General features: G+C 68.2%; 16 protein-coding genes. 9 read left to right on the top strand and 7 right to left on the bottom strand.

What is annotated here, in order from left to right:
• Positions 1-81 precede the first annotated feature (81 nt).
• Entirely contained in the window at positions 82-1,002 is a 921-nt protein-coding gene (locus HWX03_RS28250; RefSeq protein WP_175873522.1) for an AraC family transcriptional regulator, read from the top strand.
• A 162-nt stretch (positions 1,003-1,164) separates the two neighbouring features.
• Here the strand turns inward: HWX03_RS28250 and HWX03_RS28245 are convergent, their stop codons facing one another.
• Positions 1,165-1,377: a twin transmembrane helix small protein gene (locus HWX03_RS28245; protein ID WP_006489184.1), complete on the bottom strand. Its 213-nt coding sequence runs from the start codon at positions 1,375-1,377 to the stop codon at positions 1,165-1,167.
• Positions 1,374-1,724, bottom strand: a complete 351-nt coding sequence (locus HWX03_RS28240; RefSeq protein ID WP_175821510.1) for a hypothetical protein — start codon at positions 1,722-1,724, stop codon at positions 1,374-1,376. The genes HWX03_RS28245 and HWX03_RS28240 overlap by 4 nt, the downstream gene beginning before the upstream one ends.
• Positions 1,725-1,965: 241 nt before the next feature.
• Between HWX03_RS28240 and HWX03_RS28235 the strand changes: the two genes are divergently transcribed.
• Positions 1,966-2,724 (top strand): YoaK family protein, encoded by a 759-nt coding sequence (locus HWX03_RS28235; RefSeq protein ID WP_174429722.1) that lies wholly within the window; start codon positions 1,966-1,968, stop codon positions 2,722-2,724.
• Between the two features lie 89 nt (positions 2,725-2,813).
• A complete protein-coding gene (locus tag HWX03_RS28230; protein WP_006489181.1) occupies positions 2,814-2,999 on the top strand; it encodes a ribbon-helix-helix protein, CopG family in 186 nt (61 codons plus the stop codon).
• Between the two features lie 56 nt (positions 3,000-3,055).
• Here HWX03_RS28230 and HWX03_RS28225 read toward each other — a convergent pair whose 3' ends face one another.
• Together HWX03_RS28225 and HWX03_RS28220 are read right to left on the bottom strand one after the other, a co-directional pair.
• Complete coding sequence (locus tag HWX03_RS28225) at positions 3,056-3,892, bottom strand: spermidine synthase (RefSeq protein WP_175873521.1); 837 nt, start codon at positions 3,890-3,892, stop codon at positions 3,056-3,058.
• A 67-nt stretch (positions 3,893-3,959) separates the two neighbouring features.
• A complete protein-coding gene (locus HWX03_RS28220) occupies positions 3,960-4,301 on the bottom strand; it encodes a zinc ribbon domain-containing protein YjdM (protein ID WP_006489167.1) in 342 nt (113 codons plus the stop codon).
• A 372-nt stretch (positions 4,302-4,673) separates the two neighbouring features.
• On the opposite strand from HWX03_RS28220, the gene HWX03_RS28215 reads away from it, so the two are divergent.
• Entirely contained in the window at positions 4,674-4,937 is a 264-nt protein-coding gene (locus tag HWX03_RS28215) for an HPr family phosphocarrier protein (protein ID WP_244107285.1), read from the top strand.
• A gap of 66 nt (positions 4,938-5,003) precedes the next feature.
• Positions 5,004-5,225, top strand: a complete 222-nt coding sequence (locus HWX03_RS28210; protein ID WP_174387075.1) for a hypothetical protein — start codon at positions 5,004-5,006, stop codon at positions 5,223-5,225.
• Between the two features lie 21 nt (positions 5,226-5,246).
• On the opposite strand, the gene HWX03_RS28205 is transcribed toward HWX03_RS28210, so the two are convergent.
• The 3 genes from HWX03_RS28205 to HWX03_RS28195 all read right to left on the bottom strand — a co-directional run bounded on the left by HWX03_RS28205 (position 5,247) and on the right by HWX03_RS28195 (position 9,665).
• A complete protein-coding gene (locus tag HWX03_RS28205) occupies positions 5,247-6,374 on the bottom strand; it encodes a porin (protein ID WP_175873520.1) in 1,128 nt (375 codons plus the stop codon).
• Positions 6,375-6,519: 145 nt separating this feature from the next.
• Entirely contained in the window at positions 6,520-7,404 is an 885-nt protein-coding gene (locus HWX03_RS28200; RefSeq protein WP_175873519.1) for an endo alpha-1,4 polygalactosaminidase, read from the bottom strand.
• Positions 7,405-7,529: 125 nt separating this feature from the next.
• The gene (locus HWX03_RS28195; RefSeq protein WP_175873518.1) at positions 7,530-9,665 is read right to left on the bottom strand and encodes a glycoside hydrolase family 36 protein; all 2,136 of its coding nucleotides are present in this window, start codon (positions 9,663-9,665) and stop codon (positions 7,530-7,532) included.
• Positions 9,666-10,028: 363 nt separating this feature from the next.
• Between HWX03_RS28195 and HWX03_RS28190 the strand changes: the two genes are divergently transcribed.
• Genes HWX03_RS28190 through HWX03_RS28175 form a run of 4 tightly spaced genes read left to right on the top strand, consistent with a single transcriptional unit; the run spans position 10,029 to position 14,398 of the window.
• Complete coding sequence (locus tag HWX03_RS28190; RefSeq protein ID WP_175873517.1) at positions 10,029-10,931, top strand: DMT family transporter; 903 nt, start codon at positions 10,029-10,031, stop codon at positions 10,929-10,931.
• Positions 10,928-12,223 carry a D-tagatose-bisphosphate aldolase, class II, non-catalytic subunit gene (locus tag HWX03_RS28185; protein WP_175873516.1) on the top strand — a complete coding sequence of 432 codons (1,296 nt, stop codon included), beginning with the start codon at positions 10,928-10,930 and terminating at the stop codon, positions 12,221-12,223. The genes HWX03_RS28190 and HWX03_RS28185 overlap by 4 nt, the downstream gene beginning before the upstream one ends.
• A 22-nt stretch (positions 12,224-12,245) precedes the next feature.
• Positions 12,246-13,427, top strand: coding sequence for an SIS domain-containing protein (locus tag HWX03_RS28180; protein WP_175873515.1), 1,182 nt, complete (start codon positions 12,246-12,248; stop codon positions 13,425-13,427).
• Positions 13,424-14,398 carry a BadF/BadG/BcrA/BcrD ATPase family protein gene (locus HWX03_RS28175; RefSeq protein ID WP_175873514.1) on the top strand — a complete coding sequence of 325 codons (975 nt, stop codon included), beginning with the start codon at positions 13,424-13,426 and terminating at the stop codon, positions 14,396-14,398. The genes HWX03_RS28180 and HWX03_RS28175 overlap by 4 nt, the downstream gene beginning before the upstream one ends.
• The last annotated feature ends 23 nt before the right edge of the window (positions 14,399-14,421 follow it).

The raw sequence follows: 14,421 nt of genomic DNA, 5'->3' as shown, positions 1-14,421 counted from the left end.
CGAGATCATTCTCCGGCGGCACACCCGGACTGTGAATGCAATAGAATCCGGTTTTTCGTCGAGATCGTCCGGGGATTGTGCGTGGACCCGCTATCGGAAGTGCTGTCGCTGCTGGAAACGCGCGACTCGTTTTTCACCGGCCTGCGGGCCGGCGGCCCGTGGGCGGTCGACCTTCCCCCGCCCGACGGGATCAAGTTCAACGCGGTGGTCGAAGGCAGTTGCTGGCTGACCGTCGACGGTGCGGGACCGCCCGTCCGGTTACACGCGGGAGACTGCTTCCTGCTCGCCGCGCCGCGGGCATTTTCGCTGGCGAGCGATCCGTCTGTCGCGCCGGTGCCTGTCGCCGACGTGTACCGGCATGTCGAACACGGTATCGCGCACTATGGCGAACCGGCCGACTGCTTTCTGATCGGCGGCCGCTTCGCCTACGAGGAAGGCATGCCGCTGCTGCTCGGCAACCTGCCGCCCGTGGTGATCGTGAGCGGCGATTCCGAACCGGCGGCGGTGTTGCGCTGGTCGCTGCAGCAGCTCGCACGGGAATTCGGCGCGTCGTCGCCGGGCGGGTCGCTGATGGTTCGGCATCTCGGACACATGATGCTCGTGCAGATCCTGCGGCGCTATGTGGACGCCGGCGCGAACGGCGATGTCGGGTGGCTGGCCGGGTTCGCGGATTCGCGAGTCAGCGCGGCGCTGGCCGCGATTCACGCCGCGCCCGAACGACGCTGGACCGTCGACGCACTGGCGGCCTGCTGCCACGTGTCGCGTTCGACGTTCGCGCTGCATTTCAAGCGGCGGCTCGGGTTCGGGCCGCTCGAATACGTGCTGCGGTGGCGGATACAGCTGGCGATGCGCGAACTACGCAGAACGAACGCGTCGATCTCGGCGATCGCGCAGCGGCTCGGCTACGACTCGGATAGCGCGTTCGGCCATGCGTTCAAACGCATCGTCGGTTGCTCGCCGCGCGCCTATCGTCATGACGTGACGAACGAGTCGGCCAGCTAGCGTCGTGACCGCGTCTCTCGGACACGCGATGGTGCGATTCCGTCGATGCCACGCATTCGCATCACCACCATCGGGATAAGTATTCTTATCACAATAGCTCTATTGTGAACACAAACCTGCGTTCGCGAAAACGCCCCGCATGCCGCGAGGCGTCCGGCGGGTTCACCGCCCGATCGGCAACCCGGTCGGTTCGATCCAGCCGAGCTTGTACGCGATCAGCAGCGACAGAAACAGCGTGACCGACAACCCGACGCGCGCGGCGAGCGACCACGCCATCCGCTTGGACTTGCCGCGATCGTGATTCATGAAGTACAGCGCGAAGATCAGGCTCGCGATGATCATCGCGAATGCCACAGAAACCAACAGGGTTTTCATTGCCGTTGCCTTTGAAGATCCGAATCGGCCTGAATCAGTTCGGCCAGTTTTTGCCGCTCGTCGGCGACGCCGCCGACGCCCGACGCCGGCCAGTCCAGCGCGACGCCATTGCCCAGCGAATCGCGCACGAGTGACTGGTAGCGCCGGTCGTTGATCGTGCCGTCCGCCATCGTGTCCGAGATCTCGCGCCGGAACGGCAGCGGGAAACTCGCGTACGCGCGCGACAGCGCCGCATATTGTCTCGCATCGATCTCTTTCGACGATGGTATGACAGTCCAGATCACCACGGCGACGATGGCCGTGAACGGGATCGCCGTGTAGCGAAGGATGAACTTGATCGGGGTCATGAAGCGGTGAGCAGAAGGGAATCGCAAGCGTGCGCCGCGCGGCAGCGAAACAGCCAGCCGGCGGCGCCTCGCATCATTGTACTGAAAGCACCATCCGGTCAACAGAGTATGATAATGACATTATCATGTTCATCACATGATCCGACAGCCCGGCATCCGGTGCAAGCGGCGTGCCCGTCACGCCGCCCGCACCGGTTTTCCATCTGTACCCGCGACTCCGCGACGATCAAGCGAAACCCTTATGCCAGCGCAGTACTTCCGAAACCTGACGGGAAAACACCGCAGCGCGACCGCGAACCGCCAGCTCGGGTTTTCGCTCGCGTTCGTCGCCGGCGCGGCCAATGCCGGCGGCTTTCTCGCGGTCAAGCAGTACACGTCGCACATGAGCGGCATCGTGTCGGCGATCGCCGACCAGACGGCGCTCGGCGACGTGCGGCTCGCGCTCGCCGGCATCAGCTCGCTGGGGTCGTTCCTGATCGGCGCCAGTTGCTCGGCGATCCTCGTCAACTGGGGGCGCCGCCGCGGGCTGCACAGCCAGTTCATGCTGCCGCTGCTGGTCGAAGCCGCGCTGCTGTTGCTGTTCGGGCTGCTCGGCAGCCACCTCGCGCTGTGGGAAACGTTCTTCGTGCCGGTAACCGTGACGCTGCTGTGCTTCATCATGGGGTTGCAGAACGCGACGATCACGAAGCTGTCCGGCGCGGAAATCCGCACGACGCACATAACGGGCATCGTGACCGACCTCGGCATCGAGCTCGGCAAGCTGTTCTACTGGAACCGCTCGGCCATCGACGTCGACGCGCACGCGGTGATCGCCAACCGTTCGAAACTGCGGATTCACGCGACGATGCTCGCGTCGTTCTTCGTCGGCGGCCTGGCCGGCGCCATCGGTTTCAAGCACGTGGGCTACGTGTCGACCGTGCCGCTCGCCGCGGTGCTCGTCACGCTCGCCATCGTGCCGGTGATCGACGACCTGCTCGCGCTGCTGCGCGGCAAACGCTGATCGTGCGCCATGGGCGGCGCTTGTGCGCGGCAATGCCGAAAGCGGATCGATTATAATTTGATTAACATACCGACCACCCTCGCCCCGTCATGGAAACGAAAACCGCCCGCCTGACCGTCCTGATCGATCCCGCGAAGAAGGAAGCCTTCGAGATGCTCTGCGCGGAGCAGGATCTTACGCCGTCGCAAGTCGTGCGGCAGTTGATCCGCGAATATCTCGACCGGCACGGCGTCACGTACAAGACCCGGAGCGCGATCGGCAAGCGCGTGAAGTAAGCGCGGCCGCAAAGGCGCGCGCGGCGCCGGCGCGGTACCCCGGTACCCCGGTACCGTTACGCGCCGATCTCCCAGCGTTCGTGCGACTGCGCGCGCCAGACCAGCCGCCGCGGATCGATGCCCTCGCCGTGCTTCATGCGCCTCGCGGTGGCAGCGAGCTTCAGTTCGCCGGCCTGCGGGCAGGCGAGCGCCCGCTCCAGCAGGATACGCAACGACGGCAGCCGGCTGCCGTCCTTCCATGCGAATGCAACGAAGTTGTTGTCGTCGCCGCACGGCACCAGCGCATACGACGAACCGAATACCGATCGCAGTTGCTCGAGGTGCTGCGGCAATGCCGGATCATCGTCCATGAAGTTGATCGCGAGCACGCCGGATTCGCTCAGGCGCGCGCGGCACGCATCGAGGAACGTGCCGCCCGTACAGCGGCCGCGCATACCGTCGGCGACGAACGCATCGTGCAGGATCACGTCCGTGCGGACGTCCGCCCGTTCCAGATGATCCGCGCCGTCCGCGCATACCACGCGAAAGCGCGCATCATCGGCAGGAATCCTGAACACGTCGCGCAGCGCGATCACGTCCGGATTGATCTCGACCGCATCGATCGTCGTGCCGGGCAGGTGGCGGTAGCAATATTTCGCGAGCGAACCGCCGCCGAGCCCGAGCATGCAGATGTGCGCGGGCTCGGCCTGCAACAGCAGGAAACCCATCATCACGCGCGTATAACCGAGCGTAAGCCGCACCGGATCGCGCAGCGACATGAAGCTCTGGGTGCCGAAATGATCGAAGTGCAGCGAGACCGCGTGCTGCGTCTCCAGCACGAACGGCCGGCCGTCGGTCAGCGGCGTCGCCAGGAACCTGACGAACGCGTCGTAGGAAATTCGATCCTCGGCCATGTGCGGGTACTCGGCTGAAAACGCGGTGGATGAAAACGCGGATGCAACGGTCGCCTGAACCGTGAGCTCAGACCTTCTTCAGGTAGCACGCCTTCAGCATGAAGCCGCCCATGTCGGTCTTGCAGTCGACTTCGTGATCGCCGCCGACGAGCCGGATGCTCTTGACCTTGGTGCCCATCTTCAGCGTGATCGACGAGCCCTTCACGCGCAGGTCCTTGATCAGCACGACCGAATCGCCGTCCGACAGCACGTTGCCGTTCGCGTCCTTGACGACGTCGCCTGCCGGCTCGTCGCCGGCCTCGGCGCCGGCGTCGGCCGACCATTCATGGCCGCAGTCCGCGCACACGGTCAGCGCGCCGTCCGGGTAAGTGTTTTCCATCGCGCATTGCGGGCAGGCGGGGGCGTTCATTGCGGTTTCCATTCGGGGAGGAGTTCGGGTCGATCGACGATGCCGGGCGAGCAGGTTGCGCGCCCGGATGCGCCGCTACGCGCCCGCCGGCAGTGCCGCGGGCCGGCATCGGCGCACACGGCATTATAATGCAATTCACATGTTCAGACCGATGCATTATAATCATCCACTTTCGACAATCCGCGAATTTGAATACGCCTTCGCAGCGGATGTCGGCATGTTCGCGCCGAATGGCGCGTGCAATCCGCCCGGCCGGCGCCCCGCGACCCTGCGGGAAATCGTGACATGCCGGCCGCCCGATGTCCGCAACACGTGCGCAACCGTGCCTGTCGCGCGCCGCCCCGCCCACCTGTCCGGAGGCTTTCCAGCATCGTGGCAACCGTTGTGTACGTTGAAATCGGCCCCGCATGGAACCGCAATCGGGGTCGCGCCGCGCGCGACGCGGCCGTCGACGCGGCACGCCGCTTCGACAGCGACATCCAGCTGATCGCGAACGGGCAAAGCAGCAACGCAAAAGACAGCGGCGCGATCGCATCGCTGCAGGTTCACGGCGGCACGTCGGCCCAGGTGCTCGCCACCGGCTCCGACGAGGAAGCGGCGCTGCACGCGCTGCTGCCGTTGCTCCAGGCAAGCTGACGCTTGGCACCGCCAATCTCGCGGCCGCGCGCCGCCCACCCCGAAACGCCATTTCCCGAGGAAGCGATGAACGACACTCTCACGTCCAACACCCCCAACCTGTCGGCCTCCGCGATCTGGGCGCTCGAACGCCTCGCCGACGTTCGCTACGGCCGCGATGCGCCGGCGCTCGGCTGGTCGATCGCGCGGGAGCTCGTCAACGCCGGGTTCGTCAGTCATCCCGCGCACGGCCGCTCCGGCGCGGCGATCACGGCCGAAGGGCGCTCCTTCCTGAAAAGCCGCAAGTAACGCGCGGGCGGGCCGCCGGGCTCAGAACCGGTGCCGGATGCCGACGATCGCGAGCAACTGCGAATTCGTACCGGCATCGACGTTGTACGACCCGATCACGGCCTGGGCCGGCCCGTTGCCGTTGAAGCCGTTCGCGTGCTGGTAGCCGACGGTCGTATAGAGGTCGGTGCGCTTGCTCAGCAGGTAGTCGACGCCGACGTTGACCTGGTGATAGCGCGCGGACGAATCGCCGCCCGACCACGTGAAGTGGTAGCCGACGATGGCCAGCAGCGACGGCAGCGCCTGCCATTGCGCGAACGCGGCACCGTTCCGGTAGCGCTCCGCATGCGCGAACGTCGACGACGCGTCGGGCCGGTATGCGGTGAAGCTGAACGCCGCACCGACCGTCACGTTGCCGATCGCATACTGCGCAGCGGCGCGCGCGACGTCGATCGACCGCGCCGACGCATACGCGCGGTTCACCGCGCTGTTGAAGAACGAATCGGCGGACGATACGCCGCGCGTCGAACGAATCGCATTGCCGTTGTCGACGTGCACGTAGCCGGCCGCCACGCTCAGCGGACCGTCCGCATAGCCGAGCGCGCCGGCATACGCGAGCCCCGACCCCGATGCGCCCGCCACGCCGCCGGGCGACACCATCGCGGCAGCCGTCACGCCGTGCCACGCCGCGCTCGTCCATTTGACCGCGTTGCTGAACGTCACGCTGCTGTCGTAGTTGTCGACGTCGCCGGGCGGCGCAAAGAGCCCGCTGAACGCGTCGGCCGTGATCGGCTGCACGAGATCCGTCACCGGGTCGTTCTGCCGGCCGAGCGTCAGCGTGCCCCACGTACCGGACGCGATGCCGACGAACGCTTTCGAGCCGAACAGCCGGCCGCCGTCGAGCTGGCCGCTCGCGACGTCGAAATTGTTCTCGAGCGTGAAGATCGCGTTCATGCCGCCGCCGAGCTCCTCGCTGCCGGTCAACCCCCATTCGTTCGCCGACAACTCGCCCGACGACATCGATACGCGCGACTTCCCGCCTTCCGCGTGGCTCAGATACGCGACGCCCGTATCGATCGTGCCGTACAGCGTGACCGAACCCTCCGCGCGCGCGGCGACGGAAAGCGCGGCCGCCACGGCAGCGCCTGCAATCAGCATGCAATTTTTCATCGTGTTTTTGGATAAGTACTGCGAATCGATTTGAACGGACGTCGGCGCGACATCGCGATGCGCGCGGCGCGCACGCCTGGACACGTGGCGTGCGCGCGCGAACATCGGTCACACGGGTTCGCCCGTTACGACGGGCGCGGCTCGATCAGGAGCCGTCGCAGCTGAACCGGTAGCTGTCGTCGAGCTGCTTCGCCAGCACGAGCGTGCGCATGTTGAGCGCGCGCGCCGCATTGCACAGCGTGCGCTGCCCGCTCGGCGTCCGGTACTTGCCCGCATACTCGGCGTTCAGCACCGGCTTGTTCTTCGACGTGAACACCGTGTAGCCGCCGCATTCCTTCTGCTCGTTGCATTCCTCGTTCACCGCGAAGTCGAACGACGGCTCGAGCGCCACGAGCTGATCGACGTCGTTCTTCAGCCCGACCGCCAGATTGCGCTTGTGCGCCTCGTTCGCGATGAATACGTTGAACGCGTACTGATCGGTGTCCTGCAACGGGAAACCGGTGTCGTTCGCATAACCGTCGACGTTGTCGGGCTCGACGCCGTCGCACCCCTTCGCCACCGCGCGATCGAGACGGGCCGTCATGATGTCGCGCACGTTGCTCGATCGGATGTCGAGCCAGCGCTCGCCTTCCCAGTCGTCGAGCTTGTTGCCCTGGTCGGATGCCTTGAACTTCGAGAAATCGGGCCGCCAGTTCTCCGAGCTGCCCGCCGAGAAATAACAGACGACCTTGCGCCCGGCCTGCTTGAGCGCCGCGATCGTCGCCGGATCGGTATCGAACAGGTCGATGTCGTAGATCGCCACGTTGTACGACGTATTGAGCTTGCCCTTGAGCTGCCATTGCCACGTATCGGCAACCACGGGCGTCCAGTGCGACGCGGCGCGCGCGGGCGACGCGGCCGTCGGAGGCGGCGCGGCGAAGGCCTTGGCCGACAGCGGGTCGGACGACCCGTCGCCGCAGGCCTGCAGGATCGACGCGCACAGCGCGAGCGCCGCGACACCGGAAAGGTTGCGTACGGTCTTCTTGTTCATCGAAGCATCTCCTGTGGAGGGATCGGAATGACGAATGGAACTGCGCGTTGCGGAACTGCCGGTTGCCCGGTGAGGCGCGACGAGATGCGGTCCGGGCGGTGATGCGTGGTGCTGCGGGGCGACACTCACGCGTCGAGCGGCTCGGCGCGCAGCAGCGCCGCATGCTCGAAGCGCAATGCGATCGCGTCGTGCCCCGGCGCGATGCGGCCGACCTCGCGATGGCCGTTCGCGTAGTCGACGATCCGGTACGACCGGCCGGGCTGCAGGCCGCGCAGCGCGACCGGCCCGCTCCAGCGGTCGGCGTAGAACGCGTAATGCAGCACGCCGTCCTTTTCCACGACGTGCGCCTCGGGCTTGTCGAATGCGATGTCGTACAGCTCGCCGCGATAGCGGCCCTCGGCGAGCCGGTGCGCGTTGTAGACCTCCACCCAGTGCCGCCACGCCTGCTCGTGCTCGGGCGTCAGCAGGAACGAATCCTTCGGCTTCGGATCGACGGGCCACGTGAACTTCGTCGAGATCACCGCGCCGACGCCCACCGCCGACGCGAAATCGCGGCCGCCGTCGCTCAGTTCGACGTGGTCGCCCGCATACGCGGACGACGCGCCCATCAGCGCCTTCAGCGTCTTGCCCTTGTGGCGCACCTGCCAGCTCGACAGCGGATCGGACGCGGGCGCCTGGTCGATGTAGCGCATGTTGTGGAACGCGTACGCGGTGCCGCACGGGCACACTTCGACCACCGCGTCCGGCTTGACCGCATGCGCGGCGGCGTGGAACACGCGGTAGAAATCGGCGAGATGCTCGACCGAATCCTCCGGCCGCGCATGCCGGTGCGCGGGGTTGTAGCACGGCGCGACGCCGTTCAGGTGCTGGCCGTCGATCTTCACGCCGTCGAAGCCCCACTCGCCGATCACCTGCTTCATGAGCGCGGCGATGTGCGCCTGCGTCTTCTCGTAGGCCGGGCACAGATAGAAGCTGTTCCACCACGTGATCGCCTGCGGCGCGCCGTCCGCATCGAGCAGCAGCATGTCGGTGTGGTCGTGCAATTCATCGCTGCCCGGCGCGACCGCGAGCGGCGCGATCCACAGCCGCGCCTTCTGCCCGCGGGCATGGATGTCGTCGACGAGCGCCTTCATGTCCGCTTCGCCGGCCGGGAATTTCGCGCGGTCGGGCACCCAGTCGCCGGTGCGCCGTTGCCAGCCGTCGTCGAGCACCGCCCACTTGAAGCCGAGTTCCTGCACCTTCGGCAGCGTCGCGCGCACGTAGTCGAGACTGAACTGGCGCTCGTAGCCCCACGCGCACCAGATCGGCTCGTACGCGCTCGCCGGCGGCTGCGGCGAATGGAAGCCCTGCGCGGCCATCATCTGCCGGTACGTGTCGAGCGCGACGAAATAATCGCCGTCGTGCAGCATCACGAACGCGGTCGGCGTATCGAGCGCCGCGCCCGGCGCGAGCGTGACCGTCTTCTCGCCGCGCAGGCCGAGCGCAACTTCGTCGCGCACGGCCTTCACGGGCAGCGATACGAGGCGCGGCACGGTGTCGAGATGGCCGAGCGCGATGCCCTGGTCGCGCCGCCACACGTCGACGACCGGCGTGCCACCGCCATAGTCCGATGCGTTCATGCCCATGAAATTGCGCTGGTCGAAGCCGGCCTTCACCGGCTGCACCCAGTCGCGCCGATCCGCGTGGCTCGCGCCCGAATAGGTCCAGTAGCCGCCCGCGCCGGCCGCGGCCGGCAGCAGCCGGTGCGCGGCGACGTTCCAGGCGCGGACGTCGGTCGCCTGCGCGCCGACGTTGCGGAACTGCGTGTCGATCAGCGCGACGCCCGGCCGCGCGTCGAGCAACGTGACGCGCACCGTCTTCTCGAAGCCGTTCCCCGACCGGCCCACCAGCCGCAGTTGCCGCCCCGCGCCGAATGCGGTCGAGACGTCGGCATGCGCGGCGTCGACGAGCGCGAAGCGGTCGATCGCGCGTACCGGCCGCGTGTCGGGCGCGGGGCCGTCCGAGGTCGGCGCCGGCGCCGGGCCGATCAGTTGTTCGAGCGTCTCGCTCGCGTCGAAGCGGGTCAGCGCACGCGTGCCGCCGCCGCGACGCACGGCCAGCCGGCTGCGCATCGCCGGATCGAACTCGATCACGAGCCGGTCGTCACGCAGTGCGACGCGCTGCGGCTCGCCGCCGTGGGCATCGCGCATGCCGACGCCGACCAGGATCGGGCTCGCCGCGCCGGCGGCCAGCCACTGCACGAACGCCCGCCGGGTGGTCATGGGCGCACCTCGCGACGCAGCGGCACGCGGTGTGCCGGCCTGCCGGCAAGCCGGACAGGCAGTGGAAATCGAAAGGAAAAGCAAGCGTTCATACGGAATTCCTCGTGAAGAAGGGTCGTGCGCCGACGCATCCGCCTCGCGCAGATCGGCAATCTAGTCGATCTTTCGTTTTCTTTCGTTTGTGGTTTACACTAATAACGAAAGAAATCGAAAGTCCGTAGATTGGCGGCTCCCGACGAACGATTCTGCTGTTTTTGAATGACACGTCGCTGGAACGGCCCGACGAACGCCTACGATTTCGCCTTGCATGGCATCAAACGAAAGCATTCGACGGATTGGAACCCACTTCGAAAGACGCGACCGATGCAAAACAACTGGCTCGTTCACGCGCTCGTCACCACCCTGCTCTGGGGCGTGTGGGGCGCATTCACCGGCTTGCCCGCCGAGCATGGCTTCCCCGATACGCTGATCTACGTGGTCTGGGCGTTCACGATGATTCCGCCGGCGCTGGTCGCGCTCGGACGCGCCGGCTGGCGCGTGCGGCACGACGGCCGTTCGCTGGCGCTCGGGCTCGCCATCGGGCTGCTCGGCGCGGGCGGGCAGATGCTGCTGTTCCGCGCGGTCGAATCGGGGCCGCCGTATCTCGTGTTCCCGATCGTGTCGCTGTCGCCGGCGCTGACGATCGCGCTGTCGTTCCTGCTGCTGCGCGAACGCACCGGCAAGCTCGGCGTGGCCGGCATCGTGCTCGCGCTGTGCTCGCTGCCGCTGTTCGATTTCCAGTCGGGCCAGGGGCCCGCGCGGTTCGGGCTGTGGTTCGCGCTCGCGCTGCTGGTGCTCGTCGCATGGGGGCTGCAGGCGTATTTCATCAAGATCGCGAACGCGACGATGGACGCGGAATCGATCTTCGTCTACATGGCGCTCACGAGCCTGCTCTGCGTGCCGTTCGCGCTGTGGATGACCGACTTCGGCCGCACGATCAACTACGGGCTCGGCGGCCCGGGCCTCGCCGCCGTGATCCAGGTGCTGAACGCGATCGGCGCGCTGACGCTCGTGTATGCATTCCGCTTCGGCAAGGCGATCGTCGTGTCGCCGCTCGTCAACGCGGGCGCGCCGCTGCTGACGTCGGTGATCTCGATGATCGTCACCGGTACGACACCGACCGGCAGCAAGCTGACGGGCATCGCGCTGGCGCTGCTGGCCGCGCTGCTGCTCGCGCTGCAGCCGGAAGGCGCCGGGGCGACCGATGCGGCGGGGGAATCGGCATGAATACGCTGCTCGATCTCGTCCGCCGTCACAAGCAGTCGTCGCGTCACGCGCCGCCCGGCACACCCGCGATCGGCATCCCGTCCGTGTGCTCCGCGCATCCGGTCGCGATCGCCGCCGCGCTGCGCGAATGCGCGGCGCGCGAACGCCCCGCGCTGATCGAGGCGACCTGCAACCAGGTCAACCAGGACGGCGGCTATACGGGCATGACGCCGCACGACTTCCGCCGCTACGTCTTCGACATCGCCGCGCGCGAACGCGTGAGCCCCGATGCGATCCTGCTCGGCGGCGACCACCTCGGCCCGAACGCATGGCGCCGGCTGCCGGCCGCGCACGCGATGGACAAGGCCGAGACGATGGTCGCGCAGTACGTGGCGGCCGGCTTCCGCAAGCTGCACCTCGATTGCTCGATGTCGTGCGCGGACGATCCGCAGCCGTTGCCCGAAACCGAGATCGCCGCGCGCGCGGTGCGCCTGTGCCGCGCCGCCGAGGCCGCGTGGGCGGCCGCCTCGCCGCGCGGAGAGGCGCCCGTCTACGTGATCGGCACCGAGGTGCCGGTGCCCGGCGGCGCGCACGAGACGCTCGACGCGCTCGCGGTCACCGCGCCCGAAGCAGCCGGCTCGACGCTCGCGCTGCACCGCAACGCGTTCGCGCGCGCCGGCCTCGACGATGCATGGTCGCGAGTGATCGCGATGGTCGTGCAGCCCGGCGTCGAGTTCGATCATCACAAGGTGATCGACTACGACGCCGGCAACGCGCGCGAACTGAGCGCATTCATCGAAACGGAACCCGCGCTCGTGTTCGAAGCGCATTCGACCGACTACCAGACGCCCGGCAATCTCGCGCAACTCGTCCGTGATCACTTCGCGATCCTGAAGGTCGGCCCCGGCGTGACCTTCGCGATGCGCGAAACGCTGTGGGCGCTCGCCGCGATCGAGCGCGAATGGCTCGGCGGCGACGACGGCTTCATCGCGACCGTGCTCGGCGTGATGCGCAGCGAACCGGCGCACTGGCGCGACTACTACCCGGCCGGCGCGCGGCTCGAACTCGATCTCGCATACAGCCTGAGCGACCGCATCCGCTACTACTGGGCCCATCCGGCCGTGCAGCGCGCATGCGCCGACCTGCTCGCGCGCCTCGATGCGTCGCCGCCGCCGCTCACGCTGGTCAGCCAGCATCTGCCGCGCCAGTACGAGGCCGTCCGCGAAGGACGGCTCGAGCTGCGCGCCGGCGCCCTGTTGCAAGACGGCACGGCCGCGGCCGTCCGTCCGTATCTCCACGCGTGTGCCGCGTGACCGACTCTCCTCAGATCCGCTCATGGAATTTCTCGACCTCGATCCCGCCGACCTCACCCGCCGCCACGCCGCCCACACGGCACGCGAAATCGCCCAGCAACCCAACGTCTGGCCCGACGTGCATGCCGTCGTCGATGCACAGCGCGCGGCGCTCGACGCGTTTCTCGCGCCGCTGCTGGCCGAACCCCGCCTGCGCATCGTCCTGACGGGCGCCGGCAGCTCGGCCTTCATCGGACAGTGCCTCGTGCCCGCGCTGCGGCACCGCTTCGGCGGCCGCGTCGAAGCAGTGGCCACCACCGACATCGTCGCGAACCCCGGCGACACGCTGCAGCCGGGCGTGCCGACGCTGCTGGTGTCGTTCGCGCGCTCCGGCAACAGCCCCGAAAGCGTCGCCGCCGTCGAGCTGGCGGATCGCCTCGTCGACGGCTGCCGCCACCTCGCGTTCACGTGCGCGGCCGACGGCATGCTGAACCGCCGCCTCGGCACGCATCCGCGCGCGCACGTCGTGCTGCTGCCGGAGGCCACGCACGACCGGGCGTTCGCGATGACGTCCAGTTTCAGCGGCATGCTGCTCGGCGCGGCCTGGGCGTTCGGCGTGGCCGGCATGCCGGTCGGGCCGCTGGCCGACGCCGCGCGCACGCTGCTGCGCGACCAGGCGGCGCGGATCGCCGCGCACGTGCGGCAGTTGCCCGAGCGCGTCGTGTATCTCGGCAGCGGCACGCTGCTCGGGCTTGCGCGCGAAGCCGCGCTGAAGCTGCTGGAACTGACCGACGGGCGGATCGTCGCGATGGCCGAATCGCCGCTCGGTTTCCGGCATGGCCCGAAAACGTTCCTCGACGAACGCACGCTCGTCGTCGTGCTGCTGTCCGGCGATCCGCATACGCGCCGCTACGATCTCGACCTGCTGCGCGAACTGCGGCGCGAAAACCGCGCGGCCGGCATACTGTCGGTCGGCGTCGCGCCGGCCGATGGCGCGGGCGCCACCGGCACGCCGGCGCCGTCCGACGACGACCTGACGGTGCCGCTGCCGCCCGGCCTGCCCGATCTCGCGCTCGCGCCCGTCGCGCTGATCCTCGCGCAGTGCTTCGCGCTGCTCGCGTCGCTGCGGCTCGGGCTCACGCCCGACAACCCGAGCGCGTCCGGCACCGTCAACCGCGTCGTGGCCGGCGTCACCATTCATCCGTACGCGGGGCAGCCCACATGACTCCACTTTTTCTCGGCATCGACGGCGGCGGCACGAAAACCGCGTTCATGGTGATCGACCGGCAAGGCCGTGTGCAGGCGCGCCATGAAACGACCACCAGCTACTACCTCGAGATCGGCATGGACGCGTTGCGCACGCTGCTCGCCGACGGCGTGCACGCGGTGCTGGCCACGGCGAACGTCGCGCGCGACGACGTCGCATATACGTTCGCCGGCCTGCCTGCGTACGGCGAGGACAGCCGCCTGCTGCCCGAACTCGACGGCCTGCTCGCGCCGCTGTTCGCGCGCGAGCGCTACCGGATCGGCAACGACATGGTGTGCAGCTGGGCCGGCACGCTGGCCGGCGGCGACGGCATCAGCATCGTCGCCGGCACCGGGTCGATCGCGTACGGGCAGCGCGAAGGCCGCGCCGCACGCTGCGGCGGCTGGGGCGAGATCTTCGGCGACGAGGGCTCGGCCTACTGGCTCGCGCGCGAAGGGCTCGCGGCGTTTTCGCGGATGGCGGACGGCCGCGCCGCGCGCGGGCCGCTATTCGACATCGTGCGCGCGCACTTCGCGCTGGAACACGATCTCGACCTGTGCGCGGCCGTGAACTCGGGCGCGGTGCGCAGCCGCTTCGCGCAGTTGTCGCGGCTCGTGATCGATGCGGCGCGCGCGGGCGACACTGACGCGCACGCGCTGATCGATCGCGCGACGGACGAACTCGCGCAGCTCGCGGCAGGCGTTGCGCGCGCGCTCGGCTGGCCACCCGGCGAGCCGCTGCCGGTGTCGTATTCGGGCGGCGTATTCAACGCGGGCGCGCTCGTGCTCGATCCGCTGCGCGACGCGCTCGCGCGCTGCGTGCCGCACGCGGTGCTCACCGCGCCGCGGCTCGGGCCCCACGTCGGCGCGGCCGTCCACGCGGCCCGGCTCGCGGACATGCCGCTCGACGCGCCGGCCTTGCATGCGCTCCAGCCCGGGCAGGGGTTTTGATATCATTTCGGCTCCCTGTCTTG

It is taken from the genome of Burkholderia sp. BCC0397, from assembly GCF_902832865.1.
Taxonomy (GTDB): Bacteria; Pseudomonadota; Gammaproteobacteria; order Burkholderiales; family Burkholderiaceae; genus Burkholderia.
This window is presented reverse-complemented; position numbering and strand designations above follow the sequence as displayed.